The organism is Caballeronia sp. KNU42, from assembly GCF_053760385.1.
On the sequence record NZ_CM132390.1, the window covers coordinates 434,351 to 454,778 of the forward strand.

Below are 20,428 nucleotides of genomic sequence, written 5' to 3' on the forward strand. Positions count from 1 at the left end.
GGTCCGCCTGCTTCCTCACTTCGTCGCCAGTTCCACTTCGGGCTGGGCCTCGCCGCCGGCCCGCAGGTGCTGCGCGATCACGCTCACGCGCGGCTGCAACAGCAACGCGACCAGCCCGCTCCAGCCCGTCTGATGCGACGCGCCCACGCCGCGCCCGGTATCGCCATGAAAGTACTCGTGGAACAGCACGAGGTCCTCCGAGCGCGGGTCAGCTTGCAGTTGCGGATACGCGGCCATGACCGGGCGAACACCGTTCTTGTCCTTCAGGAACAGGCGCGTCAGGCGTCGCGCGAGTTCATCGGCTATGTCGCTCAGTGAAAGTTTCTGGCCAGATCCGGTCGGATATTCCACGCGGAAATCATCGCCGTAATAACGATGGAATTCGTATAGCGACTCGATCAGCAGATAGTTGACCGGCATCCAGATCGGCCCGCGCCAGTTCGAGTTGCCGCCGAACACGCGCGAATCCGATTCAGCCGGCAGGTACGCGATGCAAAAGCGGTCGCCGTTGTGCTCGAGCACAAACGGATTGTCCCGATGCACCTGCGACAACGCCCGCACGCCGTAGTCCGACAGGAACTCGCTTTCGTCGAGCATGCGCCTGAGCAGCGCTTTCATGCGATGTCCGCGCAGCACCGACAGCAGCAGGCTATTGCCCTTGCCCGGCTCGTTCCAGCGCGACACCAGCTTGGCGAGATCGGGCCGGTGCTCGAGGAACCACGTAAGCCGGTCCCGCAGGCCCGGCAACTGGCCGTGCAGATGCTCTTCCAGCACATGGACCGCGAACAGCGGAATCAGGCCGACGATAGAGCGAATGCGCATCGGCACGCTCTTGCCGTCGGGCAGTTGCAGCACGTCGTAGAAGAACTCGTCGCGTTCATCCCAGAGGCCGGTGTCGCAAGTATCGCTGGAACCCACCGCCTCGGCGATGTACAGGAAATGCTCGAAGAACTTCACGCCGATATCGACGAACACGTGATTCGCCACGGCCAGTTCCAGCGCGATGCGCATCAGGTCGAGCGCATACGCGGCCATCCATGCGGTGCCATCCGACTGGTCGATACGGCCGCCCGTTGGCAACGGCGCCCCGCGGTCGAAGATGCCGACGTTGTCCAGTCCAAGGAAACCGCCCTGGAAAATGTTGCGGCCATCGGCGTCCTTGCGGTTCACCCACCACGAGAAGTTCAGCAGCAGCTTGTGGAATACAAGCTCAAGAAAGTCGCGATCCGCCTTGCCCGTGATCGCGCGATCGATTTCATAGACGCGCCATGTCGCCCATGCGTGAACCGGCGGATTGGCGTCGCCGAACGCCCATTCATAGGCCGGAAGTTGCCCGTTCGGATGCTGGTAGCGATCCTTCACGAGCAACAGCAATTGTTTCTTTGCAAATGCCGGATCAATCAGTGCAAAAGCCGCTGCATGAAACGCGAGGTCCCACGACGCGTACCACGGGTATTCCCACTTGTCCGGCATCGAGACGATGTCCGAATTGAACAGATGCCGCCAGTCAGCGTCGCGGCCGCGCTTGCGCGACTCGGGCGGCGCCGGCTGCAACGGATCGCCGTCCATCCAGCGGGTGATATCGAAGTGGTAATACTGTTTCGACCACAGCATGCCCGCCAGCGCCTGGCGTTGTACGAGCCGCTGGTCGGCGTCATCCATTTCGTGCTGCAGGCCCGCGTAAAAAGCATCGGCTTCGGCGATCCGGCGGGCGAACAGCGCGTCGATATCAAGCACTTGCCGCTCACAGTCCGCATTCGACGCCGGGCGCCAGCGCAGGCTCACCACCGTGCGGCTGTTCGGTGCACACTCGAGATGCACATGCGCGGCGGCGCGGGTGCCGATATCGCGCCGAATGGCGCTTTCTTCGCCGTGCACGATGTAGTCGTTGAAGCCGTCCTTGAACGGTCCCGCCCCTTCCGAGCCGAACAGGCGCCTGACATTGGTCTCGTTCTCGCAGAACAGCCAGTCGACCGTGGCGTCGCCACGGGCTTCGGCCGTCACCACCAGCGGCTCATGACCGTCGCTTGCAGCGATCACGCGGCTGCCCTTCGCGTCGGACTGCAAGGTGAGCGAAGGTTTTGTCGACTGCTGCCACGACCATGTATTGCGCGCCCAGATCTGCGGCAGCAGATCGAGCGATGCGGCGCAATCCCCGCGATTCTCGACCGTCACGCGCATCACGATATCTTCAGGCGTATTTTTCGCGTATTCGACGTGGACGTCGAAATACGCGTCGTCTTCGAACACGCCCGTGTCGAGCACTTCGTACTCCGGCATGTCCGCGCCGCGGCGGCCGTTTTCAGCGACGAGATCGTCGTAGGGGAACGCGGCATGCGGGTACTTGTAAAGCATGCGCATGTAGGAATGCGTCGGGGTGCCATCGACGTAGAAATACAGCTCCTTCACATCCTCGCCGTGATTTCCCTGCGCATTCGTCAGGCCAAACAAACGTTCCTTGAGGATCGGATCCCGGCCGTTCCACATTGCAAGCGAGACGCACCAGTTGAGGTGATCGTCACCGAATCCGGCAATGCCGTCTTCACCCCAGCGGTAGGCGCGGCTGCGCGCATGATCGTGCGGAAAATAGTCCCAGGCGGTGCCGTTTTCGCTGTAGTCCTCGCGCACCGTGCCCCACTGACGCTCGCTGAGGTACGGGCCCCAGCGTTGCCAGCGTGGACAGTCGGTGGAATGGAGCCGGGCTCCTTCGATGGTGTCGAGTGACTTGGTGGCGCGCAGTGGCGGCATGGGACGTCCTTGACTGAAAGCGTGACGGAAAGACCGATAATCTAGCGCGTTTGCGCCATCTCGGCAGGATCGGCAGGATCGGCGGTATCAGGGGAATTGGCATTGAGCAGACGTTCGACGCGCATGAGTTCGCCTAGCGACCACGCCTGGAATGGCGTGCCGCCGGGCGTATGCGGTGCGTCGCCGTCCGCGACTTCGGAAATGTGGTCCAGTCCCGCATGATGCAGATGACCGCGCAGCGGCCTGAGAAAGCGCTCGCGCGCCACGGCTTTCGATGACTGATCGTCGCCACGAACCCGCAACCATGCCTGCACGAACGGCCCTATGAGCCACGGCCAGACCGTGCCCTGGTGGTAGGCGCCATCGCGTTGCAGCGGCGCGCCGGTGTAACGGCCCTTGTAGGCAGGGTCATTCGGCGACAGCGTCCTGAGCCCGAGCGGTGTCAGCAAGAGCTGCTCGCATTGATCGACGATTGCGCGAGCGGTTGCGCCATCGTCGATCACCGCGAACGGCAATCCGCCCACGGCAAAAAGCTGGTTCGGACGGATGGAGCGGTCGAGCTTGCCCGGCTCATGATCGGCATCGACCACGTCGTAGAGCGCCCCGCTGGCGGGATCGATGAAACGTTGCTGGAATGCCTGGGTCGCGCGCGCGGCGGGTTCCGTCCAGCGGGGGTTCCATGCAGCCGCTATGCGCAGCGCGTTGATCCACAACGCCTGCACTTCCACCGGCTTGCCGATGCGCGGCGTCACCACCCAGTCACCCACCTTCGCGTCCATCCACGTCAGTTGCACGCCGGGAACGCCGGCTTGCAGCAAGCCATCGGCGGGATCGGCGGAGATCCTGAAGCGCGTGCCGCTTGAGTAGCCGTCAAGAATGCCATCGACAGCTTGCTGCAACCGGTCCCGCGTTTGATCTTGCGCGTGGCCTGTCGCGAGAAAGTCGTGCACGGCAATCACAAACCACAACGATGCATCCACCGAGTTGTATTCCGGTGCGCCGCTGTCCGGAAAGCGATTCGGCAGCATGCCTTCGGAGAGGGTGCCGGACCATTCGAGCAGGATCGATTCGGCGTCGCTGTATCGGCCGGATGCGATCAGCAGGCCGCGCATCGCGATGAAGGTGTCGCGGCCCCAATCGGTGAACCACGGGAAACCGGCGAGAATCGTGCTGCCCTCGTTTCGCGCCACGATGTAGGCATCGGCGGAACGATGCAGCGGCGTCGGGTAGGCCGCGCGACGTGTACGTTCAAGGTCGGCGAGCTGCTTCGCGGTATCGATGGCGTTCGTCTTCGCGCCCTCGTTTGCGCTCAACACGAGCACCGCCTCGCCAAGCGATAAATCGAACGAAAAGACCCCGGGCGTAGCGAGGTCTTCATTGAAATCCATGCCGCGGTCGCGTTCCACGGTATAGCAGAAGTTGCGATACCAGTCGGGCGCATGAACATACGATCCATTCGATGCTGCAACCACGGCCGGCACGTCGCCATATGCTTGCCATCGAACCTGGTCAGCGGTCGCCGTGTAATTGAAATTAAATGCCTGGTTCTCGTGATGCAGCGCGTGATAATCGCGCCCGGACAGCAATGGCCGAACCTTCAGCGTGAATGCCTCGCCGTCGAGCCGCCAGCGCAGCACCGTCTGCGCGCTCTGCCTCGCGACGAATAGTTCGGCGGTCAGGATATGGTTGTCGCCGACCTGGAAACGCCATGTGGGCCAAGGGTCGGTATCGAAGGAAAGCAGGCTTTCGGACGGGTCCGGCCAGACCGAGCCTGAGCCATAACGCTGCATGGACAGTGGAATGCGCGTCTGACCCGACGCATCCTCCAGCCAGGCCTCCACACCGTTCACCAGCACCATGCGCCCTGCCGGCGGTTGCGTGGCCGTAAGAAGCAGCGCGTGATATCTGCGGGTCCGTTCGGTGCCTGCCGTGCCCGATGCGAAGCCGCCAACAGCATCGGCTTCAAGCCATTCGTCGTTGAGACAGCCTTCGCTGGCCGGACATTCGAGGCGGGTCATTTTTGGGGTTGCTGCCGGTATGCCCGAAGACCCTTGCTTGCCTGCGCCCGGATCTTGTTATGCACGAACGACGACCAGCCGAGCAGCACGCCCTTGAGTCCGAGTGCCTGGCGGCTCCAGGTCCAGAGGTCGAAGCTGTCGTGATGTTCGACAATCAGGCCATCGCGGATCGCAAAGCGCGCGTTGATGCGATTGACCACCTTGCGCCCGGTCTGCGTGAATTGATAGGTCGCGACCCATTTGGCCGTCGCTGTCTGGCCGACCGTCTGGATGTCGCTGAAGGTCAGTGAGAATTCGGTGGCGCGAGAAATCAGCATGCGCCACATATCCGAGGCTTCGCGGCCTCGCAACACGCCGAACACCGGATCGCTGAACTGCACGTCGGGCGCGTAGCACGCGGCCATGGCTTCAGCGTCGGAGCGCTGAAAGGCTTCGTAAAAACGCTGGATCAATGCGGCGTTCGGGTCCGTCATGTTCGGTCTCTTCCGGAGGAAATTAGCCGAGGCGCGGCTACAAGGATCTTATTGCGCAGCTTAAACCATGAACATGGAGACTGCGTGAATGATCAGGCCGACCGCGCCGCCCACCAGCGTGCCGTTCACGCGAATGAACTGCAAGTCGCGGCCTACGCTCTGTTCAACGTCACGCACGAGCGTGGCGTCGTCCCAATTGCGCACGGTCGCGGCAATATGCCTGGCGATTCCGTCGCGCAGGTCGGGCGCGAGCGCCTTGAGCGCGTCGCGCATGTGCTCGTTGATCGATTCACGCAGCGCCGGGTCGTTGCCGAGCGCCGCCGCGAACGATGCCGACGCGCCCGTCACCTTCTTGTGCAGGGTCGAATCCGCTTGCGCGAGATCGCGGCGCAGCCAGTCCTTGAATTCGTCCCACAGGCCGTTCACGTAGGTGCGTAATTCCGGGCGTTCGAGCCATTCGCGCTTGTGCTGGTCGATGCGCGCGCGGAATGCCGGGTCCGTCTTCAGGCGTTCGATGAATCCTTCCACCGTCCGGTCGAACGACTGACGGCGCTCGTGTTCCGGGTTTTCGCTGATGTCGTGCAGCCACTTGTTCGCGCCGCGCACCAGGCCGCCGGCGAACTTGTTGCCGAGGTCTTCGGCGCTCAGGCCGACAAAACCGAGCATGCCGATCAGCTTCGGATATTCCTCGCCGGCTACGTCGAGGATCTTGGCCGCGAGAATGGCCTGCACTTCCTCGCGGTCGAGCCATTGCGCGAGTTCGCGCAGGCCTTCGTCGAGCAGCATTTGATGGCGCCGATCCGCCGTCAGCGTGGACAGCAATCCGCCTACCGCGCCCGCCAGGTCGAACTGTTCGGCGCGGCGGCGCAGCGCGTTGTGGAGCATCGTCTTGACGCGTTCATCGTCGACGAATTCCAGCATTTGACCCGCTGCCGCGACCGCTTTCGCGCCCAGCAGCGCCGCGTTCGCCGGTTCGGCCAGCCAGATCGCGAGGCGGCCGGCGGGATCGAAGGCGTTCACGCGGGCGACGAGTGCGTCGGTGCCGAGGAATTTGTCGCGGACAAATTCGGCGAGGTTATCGGCGACCCGCGCCTTGTTCGCCGGCAGGATGGCTGTGTGGGGGATCGGCAAGCCGAGCGGGTGGCGGAACAGCGCCACGACCGCGAACCAGTCGGCCAGCGCGCCGACCATCGCGGCTTCGGCGAAGGCCGAAACCCACGCCCAGGCGCCGGCGTCGTGCTGGCTCTTCGCGAGCAGGAATAGTGCGGCGGCCGCGACCAGGAGGCCCGCGGCGAACCATTTCATCTTCTTTAGTGCGAGTGCTTTGTCCTGCGTTGCCATCTTGGTCTGGTGGGTTTCTGGGTGGGATAAGGGCGCCAGCATACCAGTGACGCGGGAGGGAGGTGGGTGGTCGGGGGTTCAGGGTTAGTGGTCGGGCCGCTGGATTCCGGGGTTGGTGGCCGGAGTTAGTGCCAGGTTCTGAAGTTAGTGGTGAAAGTCATTGCCGGGTCGCGGCTTTCTGGCGCGTCGATGCCATACGCGTGTTAATGCAAAGCCAATGATGCGCACTGCCTGAGAGTTGCCGCCTGCACGCCCGTCTTTTTATTGAGATGGACGCGCGGAGAAGTGCGTTAGCGTTTGGCGCGTTATAACAACGAAATAACTGAGATGACAACCGAATTGATGCGGTATGGCCGCTATCGCTACCTGCTTTATAAAAAGTGGGACTATGCGCGAAACATGAGAACGAAAGAGCAGCAAGAGGCGCTCGATGCCGGAAAAGAGTTGTTCAGGGCGGCGAATATCGAGCACTGGGCGAGCCAGCCCGAGTTGGTGGAACGAGTGCAAGGGTTCCTTATCGATTCGTTCCCGGCTTACCGGCCTAGCCCTTACGGTGAAAGTCCGAAGAACATTATCGACGCGCTTTGCCGGGAACTGCGAAGTGGTGACGTGGTGATTGTGCGAGCGGAACCCGCTTACATCGCTCATGACGGTTTTGTTCCGAAGCGAGAATTCGACTATGACGCGTATAAACGGGACATTGCCGAACGCGCCAGCAGCTACGCGGCCCGGTCGAAGGCATACCGCGATGACCTGAAAGCGTATAACCAGGAGATCGACGAACGTATCGCACGCGAAGCTCGGGCACTTCAAAAACCGTTCCGGCACGTTGAGACGATGGCGGAAGCGCAAGCGCGTAACATTGCCGCTCGCGCCGCCAGAGAGGCGGCAAGCGCGCTTGCGGCATCGGTTGTATCCGTAGTGTCCGCTGTTGCGTCGGCGCTGCCATCGTCCGGTGACGAAGAGGCTTTCGATCTTGGCGATGTGACCGAGTTTGACGGGGGAAGCACGCCGCTAGGCGATGCCGCGCCGTTTGAGTACGTCAAAAGCGTGACGGGCGATGATGTATTGTCAATAGCGGCGCGCGGTGTCAGTGAGGCGCATGAAGCGGATTGTTTTGCAGAGTACGAGAGCGAGCTTGATTTTTGTAATGCACTAGCGCCGCCAATCGGGGGCGCAAGAGCCACGGCACTATGCAAGCAAAACGCTTTCGACAGATATCAACAATGCAGAGGTTATTAATGAGCCTATCTCAACCGATACGAAGTGTCCTAGTCGATTTTTCGCCCGACGATGAATCAATTTCGTTGTATCAAGTTAAGCGCGTCGAGGTCGAAAACGTCATCGCACATGCGCTGAAGTATCCGGTTTTTTTTGATGAAGTCGCAGCGCGGGGCGATCACGGATATTTGCTAGACGATGAGTTCGCGCGGCGCATCGGCGCGGGTATCCTTAACGCGTTGGCGCTCTCATATCCAGAACTGAAAGCGATTATAAACACGACTAACGAACCCATTCCGCGCACGCCCACCGCTAGCCCGTCTCCCGATTAGAATCATCGTCGCGGGATCCCTCTCAAATCACCGATCCCACGCGGCGGCGCGGCAGCGCGTAATCAACACGTTCACGCCCAGTGCGAAGTTCGACCGGGCGGTCACCGCTCGCTTTTCATATGGGCGGCGCATGCATGACGACGTTATGCAAACAAAACGCTCTGACAGATAGCAGCAATGCAGGGATTATTAACGACACCAAGCAACAACCGGAGGTCACTTGTTTTGACCTATTCACCGGATATCGACGCAATCAACTCTTGATATGGAAGAGTGCAGCGCGTGGCGTGCGACTCAATCGTCCTCATGGGGCATGTGCAAGGAACGCGCGGCGGATCGTTTGGGCCGCTTTGCGGAAGGTAAAGGAGAGATATTTTGACCACGCGAAAGCCGAGGGGCGTGTTAATAACGTTCGACGAAGACAGTCAGAGCTTCAATATATGTACCGTCCCACGCACGTCAGCCGACGCGCTTATGAGTCAGGCACTTGTCAATCCTTGGCCACTCGCAGATTCAAATTTCAGACTCGATGATGAAGTCGCCCGGAGTATCGGCGGCTTGGTGTTTCGCCTGCTTGCGGCATCGCAACCAGAGCTAACCCCGATGATTACGGTAACCAAGCACGCAGACGCACAAGACACACCGCCAAGCGATTAAAGCATCGGCCTACACCGCGCCGTTTGTTCGTCGGTAGCGCGGCCTATGCCGCGTTGCTGGCGCTGTCATCGTTCGCGGCTTGCTGCTCGAAACGCGGTTCCCACGCCTCAGCGCTGCGGCGTGTAATCAACACCTTGCGCGGCCCGGTGCGAATTTCGACCGGGCCGTCAATGAATCTGACCGCTAACACTGGAACCCGGCACCCCCTCCCTAACCCGAGCACCGTGCCCAACCCCGTCCACCAGCGCGAGCGAATACCTACAGCCCATCGCGCTGAAGCTGTTGCAGCGCAGCCATAGCGGCATCCGCCGATTCGATGGGCACGAAGATGTGATCATGGAACGCCGCCGCGACCACGTTGCAACTGACGTTTGCCCGGCCGAGCGCGGTGGCGAAGGCAGCAGTCAGCCCGACTGCCTGGAGGTCGGAATGGACAGTCAGCGTGATCCAGGCGGCGCGGAATAAGGGCTTAATGCCTGCCCTCAGTGCGTCGCCCTCTTCCACGATCACCGTCAGGCCTTCGCGCTCGCGGAATGTCGCGAGCGGGACGATATCCCCAAGGTCATGGGCAAACGGCACGCTTGCGTAGACGTAAACGCCCGGCTGAAGTTCGGGCGCCATGGATGCAAGCAGCGTGTTCAGATCGGCGATAGGGTTGGTCATGAGTTGAATCTTCCGCAGTTTTTTTGTCCGCCAGCCAGCCGCTCGATTGGCCGATACGCCGGAACTGATCCACGAGGAATTCGGCGACGCCACCATGAGCGCAATCGATTTTTCGATGGATATCCAGCGCGAACCCGATCCCGAAGGGGACCGGGTCAACGTGGCTTTCTACAAGACTTACTGAACCGCCTCGGCCGTCTCCGTCCCGCGCTCGAGCACAGGCCTCAGCGCGGCACCCGTGTGACTGCGCGGATTCCTCGAGAGCGTATCCGGATCGGTCGCAGCCACAATCGATCCACCTTCCGTACCGCCCTCCGGCCCGAGATCGATCACCCAGTCGGCTTCGGCGATCACATCCAGGTCATGCTCGATCACCACCACGGAATGCCCGCCATCCACCAGCCGGTGCAGCACGCGAATCAGCTTCGCGACGTCGGCCATGTGCAGGCCGACGGTGGGCTCGTCGAGCACATACAGCGTATGCGGCGCCTTCTGTCCGCGCCGGCCGATATCGTCCCTGACCTTCGACAACTCCGTCACCAGCTTGATCCGCTGCGCTTCGCCGCCTGACAACGTAGGCGATGGCTGCCCAAGCGTCAGGTAACCCAGCCCCACGTCCTTCATCAGTTGCAGCGGATGCGCGATGCTTGTCATCGCGGAGAAGAACTCGACCGCCTCGTCGATTTCCATCGTCAGCACTTCGCCAATGTTCTTGCCGCGCCACGTCACCGCCAGCGTTTCCGGATTGAAGCGCTGACCATGGCAGACATCGCACGGCACCTTGACGTCGGGCAGGAAGCTCATCGCGATGGTGCGCACGCCCTGGCCTTCGCAGGCCGGGCAGCGTCCGTCGCCGGTATTGAACGAGAAGCGCGAGGCCGTGTAACCCCGCGCGCGGGATTCGAGTGTGTCCGCGAACAGCTTGCGAATCGTGTCCCACATGCCGATATAGGTCGCCGGACACGAGCGCGGCGTCTTGCCAATCGGCGTCTGGTCCACTTCGAGCACACGGTCGATGGTCTCGAATCCGGTCACTTCCGTGCAACCCTGCCAGCGATGCGTGACGTCGAACTTCGCGCGTGGCGCCTCACGCGACAGCACGCTCGACCGGTTGCGCGCGGGCATGTCAGCTTGTGCGGTCTTGCGTGCACGGCGAGTCGCCGGCGACGACAACACCGAGCGGCCCACGGCATCGAGAAGATTGGTCATCAGCACGTCACGCGCGAGCGTGGACTTGCCGGAACCGCTCACGCCCGTGATGGCGATCAGCCGGCCGAGCGGCATGCTCGCGGTGACGTTGCGCAGGTTGTGCAGCGTCGCACCGTGAACCGTGAGCCAGTTCTCGGGCGTTGCGGCACGCTTCGCGGTCGCGGTTTTTACATCGCGACGCGCTTGCAGCGGATGCTGGATCGGGTTCGCCAGATACTGCCCCGTGAGCGAATCCGGCTGCGCCGCGAGATCGGCCACGCCGCCTTGCGCCACGACCGTACCACCGCGCTTCCCCGCACCCGGACCGATATCGATGATGTGATCCGCCCGGCGAATCGTGTCCTCGTCGTGCTCCACCACCACCAGCGTGTTGCCTTTGTCGCCGAGTTTCTTCAGCGCATCCAGCAGGATCTTGTTGTCACGCGGATGCAGACCGATGGTCGGCTCATCCAGCACATAACACACGCCCTGCAAGTTGCTGCCGAGTTGCGCGGCAAGGCGAATGCGCTGCGCTTCGCCGCCCGAAAGCGTAGGAGCCGCGCGATCCAGGCTCAGATAACCCAGGCCAACTTCTTCGAGGAACAGCAAGCGCCCTTCAATCTCACTGACTACGTCGCGAGCGATATCCGCATCGCGACCTTTGAGCTTCAGCTTCCTAATCCAGCCGCGCGTGGCGCTGACCGTCCAGCGGCCGACTTCCGTGATCGGCTGATCGCCGAACGTGACCGCCCGCGCGACTTCGTTCAGGCGCGTGCCGTTGCAATCCGGGCAAGGCTGGTCACCGACATCGTCCGGTTCCTGCTGCGCCGATGGAATCGTCTGCTCGCGGCCGCGGCCGTCGTCGGAGATCACGGTGTCGTCGTAGACTTCGCGCTGCTCGCGCGTGAGCGTGACGCCAGTGCCCACGCAGGTGTTGCACCAGCCGTGTTTGCTGTTGTACGAGAACATGCGCGGATCGAGTTCGGGGTAGCTCGTGCCGCAAACCGGACACGCGCGTTTGGTCGAGAACACCCGGATCTCGCCAACATGCTTCGTCCCCTTCTTGCCGCCGTTCAACGCGCCATGCAAGTCGTCGAGCGGAGCCAGCAAGTGCATCACGCCCTTGCCGAGTTCGAGCGTCTCCAGAAGCATCGCTTTCAGCGTGGCTTCATCGTTCGCGCTGACGATCAGGTCGCCGACCGGAAGCTCAATGGTGTGTTCCTTGAAGCGATCGATCTTCGGCCACGGATCGACGGTAAGGAACTCGCCATCCACGCGCAGATGCGTATGACCGCGCGTCTTCGCCCACTTCGCGAGGTCCGTGTAAATCCCCTTGCGGTTCACCACGAGCGGCGCGAGCAGGCCGATATGCTGGCCTTTGAAATCCCGCATGATCTGCGCGACGATCGATTCGGGGCTCTGCGCCGTCACCGGCGCGCCGTCATGGATGCAATGCTGGATACCGAGTTTTACATACAGGAGCCGCAGGAAATGCCAGACTTCCGACGTGGTCGCGACCGTGCTTTTACGGCCGCCACGCGATAAACGCTGCTCGATGGCCACCGTAGGCGGAATGCCATAAACAGCGTCCACTTCAGGACGTCCCGCCGGTTGAACGATCGAACGCGCATACGCATTCAACGATTCAAGGTACCGGCGCTGACCTTCGTGGAAGAGGATATCGAACGCTAATGTGGACTTTCCCGAGCCCGACACGCCCGTGATCACGTTGAACTTGCCGTGCGGGATATCGACGTCGAGCGACTTCAGGTTGTGCTCGCGCGCGTTGACAATCCGCACCACATCTTCGCCCTGCAACGCGCGCCGCGCCGCCGCGACTTCAGCGGCCAGTTGCAGCGGAACACCCGCTGAACGTTTTTCTGCCGCGCCGGGCGCCATGGCTTCTTCGTAGTCAAGCAACGCACGGCCGGTGTGCGATTGTTCGCATGCCGAAACATCGTCCGGCGTGCCGACGCAGACAACCAAGCCGCCCGCATCGCCGCCTTCCGGACCGAGATCGATGATCCAGTCGGCTGCGCGGATCACGTCGAGGTTGTGCTCGATCACGATCAGCGAATGGCCACGTTCCAGCAGGCGTCTGAGCGCTTGCATAAGCTTGGCGATATCGTCGAAATGCAGGCCGGTCGTGGGCTCGTCGAACATGAACAGTCGGCCAGGCAGGTTGCCGCTCGCCTGTGCCGTTTCAGCCAGGAAACCCGCCAGCTTCAAGCGCTGCGCTTCGCCGCCCGAGAGCGTTGGGACCGGCTGCCCGAGCTTCACGTATTCCAGTCCAACATCGACAATCGGCTGCAACACCCGCAGCACTTCCTTGTCTTTCGCAAAGCACACAACGGCTTCGCTCACGGTCAAATCGAGCACGTCCGCCACGCTGAGCGACTTGCCGTCGCGCTCGATCTGCACATCCAGAATTTCCGCTCGATACCGCCGCCCATCGCAATCAGGGCAACGCAAATAGACGTCGCTCAGGAACTGCATCTCGACGTGTTCAAAGCCCGAACCGCCGCAAGTCGGGCAACGGCCATCGCCGGAATTAAAGCTGAACATGCCTGCGCTATAACCGCGTTGCGCGGCCAGCGGCGCCTTGGCAAACAGCTTGCGGATCTCGTCGAATGCGCCGACGTAACTCGCCGGATTCGAGCGCGCCGTGCGGCCGATCGGTGATTGATCGACGAAGATCACTTCGCTCAGGGCATCGGCGCCCTTCAATGCGCGGAATGCGCCCGGCGATTCGGTCGCCTTGCCGAAATGACGCTGTAGCGCGGGCGCGAGCACGTCCTGGATCAGCGTCGATTTACCCGACCCGGATACACCCGTCACGCACACCAGCCGTTGCAAAGGAATCTCGACCGTGACATCGCGCAGGTTGTGTTCGGTCGCGCCTTCGAGCACGAGCCGCGGCGTCTTTGCATCGACCGCGCGGCGCTGCCAGTTCGAAGCATGCGCCACATGCTTGCGGCCGCCGAGGTACGCGCCCGTCAGTGTGTCGCTATGTTCGATCTCGTTCGGCGGCCCGTCATAGACAATCTGGCCGCCACGTTCGCCCGGTCCCGGACCCATATCGATAAGACGATCCGCCGCGAGCATCACCGACGGGTCATGCTCCACCACCACGAGCGTATTGCCCGCATCGCGCAAGCGATGCATGGCTTCGACAATGCGATTCAGGTCGCGCGGATGCAAGCCGATACTCGGTTCATCGAGCACGAACAGCGTGTTCACGAGCGACGTGCCAAGCGCGGTCGTCAGGTTGATCCGCTGCACTTCGCCGCCGGACAGCGTGCGGCTCTGGCGATCGAGCGTGAGATAACCGAGGCCGACATCGCAGAGATATTTCAGGCGCGTGCGCACTTCGTTATGCAGGAGCTTGAGCGCGTCGTCGAGCAGCGTGCTTGGCAAGGTCAGCGAGTCGAAGAAGCGGCGAATGCGCTCGATCGGCATCAGCATCAGATCGTGCAGCGTAAGACCCGGCAGCGCTTCGAGTTGCGCACGCGTCCACTCCGCACCAGCCGGTAGAAAACGATCGGCCGGCTTCAGCACGGCGTCCGCTTGCTCCTTCGTGCCGAGACGCCACAGCAGCGCTTCGGTCTTGAGGCGCGCGCCCTCGCAGGTCGGACATTTCGTATAGCTTCGATATTTCGAGAGCAACACGCGAATGTGCATCTTGTAAGCTTTCGATTCGAGGTAATCGAAGAAACGCTGCACGCCGTACCACTGGTTTTGCCACTTGCCGGTCCAGTCCGGCGAGCCGCCGATTACCCAGTCGCGTTCCTTTTGCGTGAGCTCACTCCAGGGCACCCCAAGGCGGATGCCCGCCTTCGCGCCGTAGCGCAGCAGGTCATCCTGATTCTCTTTCCATGCGGGCGTCTGCAGCGTCTTGACCGCGCCCTCTCGCAGCGTTTTGCGCTCATCCGGAATCACCAGGCCGAGATCCACGCCGATCACCCGGCCGAACCCGCGACACGTTTCACACGCGCCATACGCCGAGTTGAACGAGAACAGCGCGGGTTGCGGATCGGCATAGCGGATGTCGCTTTCCGGGCTGTGGAGGCCCGTGGAGAAGCGCCACGTTGGCACATCTGCGGGCTTCTCTGCGTCGTCCGCGCCCGGCTCCGGCAGCACATACACATTCACGCGGCCCGTGCCGCGCAGCAACGCGCTTTCGATAGCTTCCAGCGCCCGCGAACGCTCCGTCTTCTGCAAGCGGAACCGGTCTGCCACCACGTCGAGCATTTGCCGGCCGTCCACATGGCGCTTTGCCTGCACACGCGTATAGCCGCTCGCCGACAGCCACTGCGCAACTTCGTCGTCGCTCGCGGACTCGGGCAGCTCCACCGGGAACGTAATCGCGATGCGCGGATCATCCGCCTTCGTGCGCTCGAGCAATTCGACGTAGATGGTCTCCGGCGTGTCGTGCCGGACCTGATGCGAGGTCTTTTTATCGAAGAGCTCGGCGGCGCGTGCATAGAACAGCTTCAGGTGATCGTTCAGCTCGGTCATCGTACCGACGGTCGAGCGCGAACTGCGCACCGGATTGGTCTGGTCGATGGCGATTGCAGGCGGCACGCCGTCCACGCGATCCACCTGCGGACGGTCCATGCGGTCGAGGAATTGCCGCGCATACGCGCTGAACGTTTCGACGTAGCGACGCTGGCCTTCGGCATAGAGCGTATCGAACACGAGGCTCGATTTGCCCGAGCCGGAAGGGCCGGTCACCACGGTCATCTGACCCGTATGAAGGTCCAGATCGATGTTCTTGAGATTGTGCTGGCGAGCGCCGCGAATGCGGATTGCGTTGTTGGATGCCAATTTTTGCTAACCGGTTCAATGAGTTAGATCGTCCGCCAGGAGCGCCTGGGCGAAGCGAGGCTCGTGCTTGAGAGCCGCCGTTCGACACGCATTAGCGAGATAACGGCCGATGAAGTCGACACTGTACACCCATACAGTATTTTCGACAGGGTGTGGGTAAGTGGAACTGGTCCATGCGGAGCAAAGCGTGTTCCGGCAGCCACTCACGCATGCGGATCGCAATCTGATACCAGACAGCGCAAGACCGTGCAATCTTCCGCCGACTTCGATTCCCTATGCTGACTGTGCTGCGACTCACCATCGCTGGCAATCCAGGGCGGGGCCGGGCATGCCCGTTTATGTACCGTAGATCGCTGCTCTCTATTAATGTCGGAGAAAAACGTATGACCGATTGCAAAACCACCACTCTCGTCGTCGCTGCATTCGCCACCGCCCTCGCCGCATTGACGGCCACATCTGCGAGTGCCGAGGAGTTCACCGCGGCGCAAAAGAAGATCCAGGCCGAGCATACGGCGCTCGTCAAGTCGGGCAAAGTCGAACCCTGTTTCGGCACGGCGCTGAAGGGACAAAACGACTGTTATGCGGGTGCGGGCACCACCTGCGCCGGGACGAGCTCGGCTGACTATCAGGGCAACGCATTCAAGCTGGTACCCAAAGGAAGCTGCACGACCATCTCCACGCCGAGCGGCCCCGGAAGCCTGTCTCCGAAGGTTTAAGATCGATGAGCGGCCGGGCATCGTCAGGCCCGGCCCCGCAGTTCTAACCGCAACAACGGTTGGCCATGTCAGCGTCATATCCTCTCGATGCCCACCGGCGGCTGCCTCAGCGCGCCGGGGTTGGGCTTAAAGCCGAACATTACCGCACGATCCTCGAAGCGCGGCCGGACATCGGCTTCTTCGAAGTTCATGCAGAAAATTATATGGGTGCAGGCGGGCCGCCGCATCGCTTTTTATCAGCCATACGCGAGTCCTACCCGCTATCCGTTCATGGTGTCGGCCTGTCGATTGGTGGGGACCGTCCTCTCGATCGGACTCACCTTCAACGCTTGAAAGAACTCATCAACCGCTATGCGCCAGGGTTGTTTTCCGAGCACCTTGCCTGGTCAAGCCACGACTGCGGATTTCTCAACGACCTGCTGCCGGTTCCCTACACCGCGCAGAGCCTGGCGTGCGTCGTCGATCACATCGACCAGGTGCAAGAAGTCCTCGGCCGGCAAATGTTGCTGGAAAACCCCTCCACGTACCTGGCCTTCGGGGAAAGCACCTACACCGAGATCGCCTTCATTGCCGCCGCCGTGCAGCGGACGGGATGCGGTCTTTTGCTCGACGTTAATAATGCCTACGTTGCATCGATCAACCAACAGTGGGATCCTTTTTCTTACATCGATGGATACCCGCTCGCGGCCGTGCAAGAGATCCATCTGGCCGGCCACGCACAGGAGGCAGATGAAAAAAATCGCCCCCTTCTGATCGATACTCACGACCGTCACGTCGCAGACATTGTATGGGACCTCTTCGCACGAGTAGTCCACAGGACCGGTCCGCTTCCCACATTGATTGAATGGGACGCGAACATACCCGGGTGGCAAACGCTCAAGGCGGAAGCAGATCGGGCTGACGCGATCATTCAGGCAGCAGCCCAACCTGCAAGCGTCGGGCACGTAACCGGGCGGGCGCAGTTCGCCAACACACAGCACCCGTTAACAAAGGGTCAGACATCATGATCAAGCGGCACGTCCTGGTCTATTACGCGTGGAGTCGGCCAGGCGAGAACGGCGCGCCTCTCCCTGTCATCGAAGATCGATTTCCGGCGCTCTTTGAAAGCCGCAGGATGGGGTTCCCGAGATTCCATGAATTCTCGGACCCGCATCGGTTTGACCAGAGCATCGCTGGTTTCCTCGACCACATCATGAAGCCCAACTTCACCGACTTCGTCGAACTCGCGGCATCGCTGACCGGCCAGAGCGTAACGGAGATCGAGCGCGTCACGGACGACGGGACGCACACGCCGCTCGATGCGCGTCTTCTGAGCGACGTCGACACGCTGATCGTGATCAGTTTCGACTCGCTCAGGACGGCGCAAACAGCGGGAAGCGAAGAAATCGAAGCCGTCCGTGCGTTCCTCGGACACGCCGATCATCTCGCCTTCATCTGCCCGCATCACGACATTGGCGATGTAACGGACCTCCCGGAAAACGAGCAATTGCAACGTCAGATTGCAGAATTCCAGCATCACGGCGACAAGACGATTCCGCCCCGGCAACGGTTCGGAGGCTTGGCGCGTTCGCTCCTCGCCGGCCTCGGCGTACCGGTGGAAAACCGCTTTGGACTCAGGCCGGCGCCTGAAGCAGACGGAACACCCGCGCCGATTGAAACTGATACGACGCTGGATCGATTAGGTCTGCTTCAGAGGGTCGGCACATTCAATCTGCATCCGCATCTGCCCCAGCTCGAGCGTCTCGGCGAGGCTGTCGAGAAACTTGACGTGCTGGCACGTCAGCGAATCGATCCCAACGCCCCGCCACATCCCCTTACACTCGAACGCGCGACATTCGATGCCCTTCTCCAATCTCGACCCGACACTTTCGCCGGCAGCCTCCTCGTCAGCGATACGACGCTCTGGAGTTCGACCGCCGGCGGGGTCGACAGTCTTCGCGAGCTCTGGACCAATGTCGTCCAACGCCCGCTTCGGTCTTGAGCGCGCAATGGCATACACGCAGACATCTCACGTGTCCGCCTGGCCATCGGATGGCAGAGCCGATAACGAAGGCTTGAACGATGATCGCTTGCGCGAACGTCAGAGGAACTTCGCCGCGGCGCTACTGGATCCCGATATGCCCGTCCCTCTCGGCCTGGTCGGTCCCGATCGTGAATCCAGCGAAAAACGCTTCAACGTCTATCGGAACAATGTTGTAGCTGGCCTCGTCGAGGCGCTGAAGGCTGCCTACCCCGCTGTGTATCGCATCGTCGGCGATGAATTCTTCGCGGCGATGGCCCGCGTCTACGTCGCGCTCGAACCGCCGATGTCTCCAGTCATGCTTGACTACGGTGAAACGTTCCCGGATTTCATCGGAAAGTTTGAGTCTGCGAAGAGCGTGCCGTATCTGTCAGATGTCGCCCGGCTCGAGCGCGCATGGGTAGAGGCCTATCACGCCGCAGAAGCGCCACCGGCCGACCCCGCCCTGCTTGCCACGATCGATTCCCGTAGCCTCCCGCAGATGGGCTTTACGCTGCATCCTTCGGCACGCGTAGTACGGTCGTCCTTTCCCGCCGTGCAGATATGGCTGATGAACATCGATGGAGGTGCGCCTGCTGCAATCGACATCTCTGGCGGGGGCGAGAATGCACTTGTCGTACGGCCCATTGCTGAGGTCGAGGTTCGCCGGCTGCCTGTTGGCGCTGCGACGTTCATTATTAGCGTCGCGGCCGGAGCGTCGGTGGCTGAAGCAACGACCCTCGCATTCGACGAGAATTCCAATTTCGATCTGACCGGTGCGCTTCGAGATCTATTCGCGATCAATGCGATCATCGGATGGAACATACAAGAAGGCTATGATTTCAGGCCGATCGCGAGACACGCATGAGTCAGTTGACCTCACGGACGAAAGCCCGCTTCGAACCGCTGATTCGCAGGGCTTTAGAGCAAATCGAGGCGCTCGGGCGGGTTCTCGCTCCGCCAATGCTGCGGATTGCTCTCGCGTTGCCGTTCTTCCGGTCCGGCCTTACTCGATGGGATGGATTCCTGTCCATTTCGCCGGCAACGCTTTTCCTGTTCGAGAATCAATTCAAACTTCACATCTTTGGGGGCGCCTACAATTTCCCGGCGCCTGACACGGTCGCACTGATCGTGGCCATCGCCGAAATAGCGCTCCCGGTTTTGCTCGTGCTGGGTATTGCGACAAGGTTCGCGGCGCTCGCCCTGCTCGTCATGACAGGGGTGATCCAACTGGTGTTCCCTGACGGCTGGGCGAATTTCCATTTGTATTGGGCGTCGCTCGCCGTCGGGCTCATGGCGCTTGGGCCGGGGCCTCTCTCGCTCGATCGTTTGATCATCCGCTCGTTATAACCACGAGAGATCTAAGGATCACTTCAACACCATTGCTCTTATCAATCGGCACGATGAGCGCGTTGGCTTGTCAGTCCTGCGTCCCTTTCATTGCACGTCGCCGACCATGCTCCCGTGCAAACGCAGCAGGCGTGCAACCAACGTGACGGTGAAAACGCCTTGTAAAGTGACTCTGATCTGCAAAACCGGTCATGAGTGCAATGTGTGAAAGTGGCATTGCCGTCTCCAGGATCAGAGATTGAGCACGCCGAATCCGGCATAGCTCGACAAAGCTGATCGCTGTCATGCCCGTGCTTCGCTTGAACAAACGGGTAAAGTGGAAACGGCTCACATTCACTATGCCGGCAAGTTCAACGAGTCCTATCGGTCCGTCCAGATTGTCTTCGATGTATTGGGTGAGGCGCGCCATTTCGACTCTGCTCAGCGCTGGCAGTACCTCTGGTACAACGAGCTCAAAGGCGTTGTAACTTCGAAGCAAATGCGCCGCCAGCGCGTACGACACATGATCAACAATGAGAGTCTGCGCGGGGTGCGGTTTGCGATCGAGTTCGTCAATGAGAATCTGCGACATATGCGCGATAACGGGATCTCGCGTCTCAAACACATTCCGAATCTCGATCCGCGAAGTGCCGCGGCGTCCCAGTTGCTCCCCCGCTGACGAAATGAGAGCCGTCGGAATGCGCAACCTCGCCGTTGCGGACGCACTACCCTCCCAAAGCGAGTCATAACCGGCCGGCATGAGCATTGAAACCCCTGCGGAGACCAGACTTTCGTGGACAGTCCCCTCTCGCCCCTGGACAAGGCGCGCGCTTCCGGTGGGGCAATAACAGATCAGATGATGATCGAGGGCAGGATACCGCTCGGATATATCCGGAAGCGGAGCGTACATGTCCAC

General features: G+C 61.2%; 14 protein-coding genes and 1 pseudogene. 8 read left to right on the top strand and 7 right to left on the bottom strand.

All coding sequences use genetic code 11. The features are described from left to right. Nucleotides 1-15: 15 nt before the first annotated feature. Genes ACSOSP_RS33315 through ACSOSP_RS33330 form a run of 4 tightly spaced genes read right to left on the bottom strand, consistent with a single transcriptional unit; the run spans nt 16 to nt 6,580 of the window. The gene (locus tag ACSOSP_RS33315; RefSeq protein ID WP_455314919.1) at nt 16-2,748 is read right to left on the bottom strand and encodes an MGH1-like glycoside hydrolase domain-containing protein; all 2,733 of its coding nucleotides are present in this window, start codon (nt 2,746-2,748) and stop codon (nt 16-18) included. Between the two features lie 41 nt (nt 2,749-2,789). Continuing rightward, on the bottom strand, nt 2,790-4,766 hold the full coding sequence (locus tag ACSOSP_RS33320; RefSeq protein ID WP_455314920.1) for an amylo-alpha-1,6-glucosidase: 1,977 nt from the start codon (nt 4,764-4,766) through the stop codon (nt 2,790-2,792). Beyond that, the gene (locus ACSOSP_RS33325; RefSeq protein ID WP_455314921.1) at nt 4,763-5,239 is read right to left on the bottom strand and encodes a nuclear transport factor 2 family protein; all 477 of its coding nucleotides are present in this window, start codon (nt 5,237-5,239) and stop codon (nt 4,763-4,765) included. The genes ACSOSP_RS33320 and ACSOSP_RS33325 overlap by 4 nt, the downstream gene beginning before the upstream one ends. A gap of 60 nt (nt 5,240-5,299) precedes the next feature. Then, nucleotides 5,300-6,580: a DUF445 domain-containing protein gene (locus ACSOSP_RS33330; protein WP_455314922.1), complete on the bottom strand. Its 1,281-nt coding sequence runs from the start codon at nt 6,578-6,580 to the stop codon at nt 5,300-5,302. A gap of 327 nt (nt 6,581-6,907) precedes the next feature. Here ACSOSP_RS33330 and ACSOSP_RS33335 point away from each other — a divergent pair, with 327 nt between their 5' ends. Both ACSOSP_RS33335 and ACSOSP_RS33340 read left to right on the top strand, forming a co-directional pair. Continuing rightward, a complete protein-coding gene (locus tag ACSOSP_RS33335) occupies nt 6,908-7,822 on the top strand; it encodes a hypothetical protein (protein ID WP_455314923.1) in 915 nt (304 codons plus the stop codon). Further along, nucleotides 7,822-8,133: a hypothetical protein gene (locus tag ACSOSP_RS33340; RefSeq protein WP_455314924.1), complete on the top strand. Its 312-nt coding sequence runs from the start codon at nt 7,822-7,824 to the stop codon at nt 8,131-8,133. Before ACSOSP_RS33335 ends, ACSOSP_RS33340 begins: the two co-directional genes overlap by 1 nt. Before the next feature lie 915 nt (nt 8,134-9,048). Here ACSOSP_RS33340 and ACSOSP_RS33345 read toward each other — a convergent pair. After that, a complete protein-coding gene (locus tag ACSOSP_RS33345) occupies nt 9,049-9,453 on the bottom strand; it encodes an ACT domain-containing protein (protein WP_455314925.1) in 405 nt (134 codons plus the stop codon). 61 nt (nt 9,454-9,514) lie between these two features. On the opposite strand from ACSOSP_RS33345, the pseudogene ACSOSP_RS33350 reads away from it, so the two are divergent. Next, nucleotides 9,515-9,637 (top strand): annotated as a pseudogene (locus ACSOSP_RS33350) (cyanase); the annotation flags it as partial. Here ACSOSP_RS33350 and uvrA read toward each other — a convergent pair. Continuing rightward, nucleotides 9,631-15,468: an excinuclease ABC subunit UvrA gene (gene uvrA / locus ACSOSP_RS33355; RefSeq protein ID WP_455314926.1), complete on the bottom strand. Its 5,838-nt coding sequence runs from the start codon at nt 15,466-15,468 to the stop codon at nt 9,631-9,633. The pseudogene ACSOSP_RS33350 and the gene uvrA overlap by 7 nt on opposite strands. A 383-nt stretch (nt 15,469-15,851) precedes the next feature. On the opposite strand from uvrA, the gene ACSOSP_RS33360 reads away from it, so the two are divergent. The 5 genes from ACSOSP_RS33360 to ACSOSP_RS33380 all read left to right on the top strand — a co-directional run bounded on the left by ACSOSP_RS33360 (nt 15,852) and on the right by ACSOSP_RS33380 (nt 19,533). Next, nucleotides 15,852-16,184 carry a BufA1 family periplasmic bufferin-type metallophore gene (locus tag ACSOSP_RS33360; protein WP_455314927.1) on the top strand — a complete coding sequence of 111 codons (333 nt, stop codon included), beginning with the start codon at nt 15,852-15,854 and terminating at the stop codon, nt 16,182-16,184. Between the two features lie 65 nt (nt 16,185-16,249). Further along, nucleotides 16,250-17,191: an MNIO family bufferin maturase gene (gene bufB / locus ACSOSP_RS33365; RefSeq protein WP_455314928.1), complete on the top strand. Its 942-nt coding sequence runs from the start codon at nt 16,250-16,252 to the stop codon at nt 17,189-17,191. Then, nucleotides 17,188-18,165, top strand: a complete 978-nt coding sequence (locus tag ACSOSP_RS33370) for a hypothetical protein (protein ID WP_455314929.1) — start codon at nt 17,188-17,190, stop codon at nt 18,163-18,165. The genes bufB and ACSOSP_RS33370 overlap by 4 nt, the downstream gene beginning before the upstream one ends. 7 nt (nt 18,166-18,172) lie before the next feature. Further along, on the top strand, nt 18,173-19,051 hold the full coding sequence (locus ACSOSP_RS33375) for an HvfC/BufC N-terminal domain-containing protein (protein WP_455314930.1): 879 nt from the start codon (nt 18,173-18,175) through the stop codon (nt 19,049-19,051). Continuing rightward, nucleotides 19,048-19,533 carry a DoxX family protein gene (locus ACSOSP_RS33380; RefSeq protein ID WP_455314931.1) on the top strand — a complete coding sequence of 162 codons (486 nt, stop codon included), beginning with the start codon at nt 19,048-19,050 and terminating at the stop codon, nt 19,531-19,533. The genes ACSOSP_RS33375 and ACSOSP_RS33380 overlap by 4 nt, the downstream gene beginning before the upstream one ends. 70 nt (nt 19,534-19,603) lie before the next feature. Here ACSOSP_RS33380 and ACSOSP_RS33385 read toward each other — a convergent pair whose 3' ends face one another. Next, nucleotides 19,604-20,104 (bottom strand): helix-turn-helix domain-containing protein, encoded by a 501-nt coding sequence (locus ACSOSP_RS33385; RefSeq protein WP_455314932.1) that lies wholly within the window; start codon nt 20,102-20,104, stop codon nt 19,604-19,606. Nucleotides 20,105-20,428: the final 324 nt, after the last annotated feature.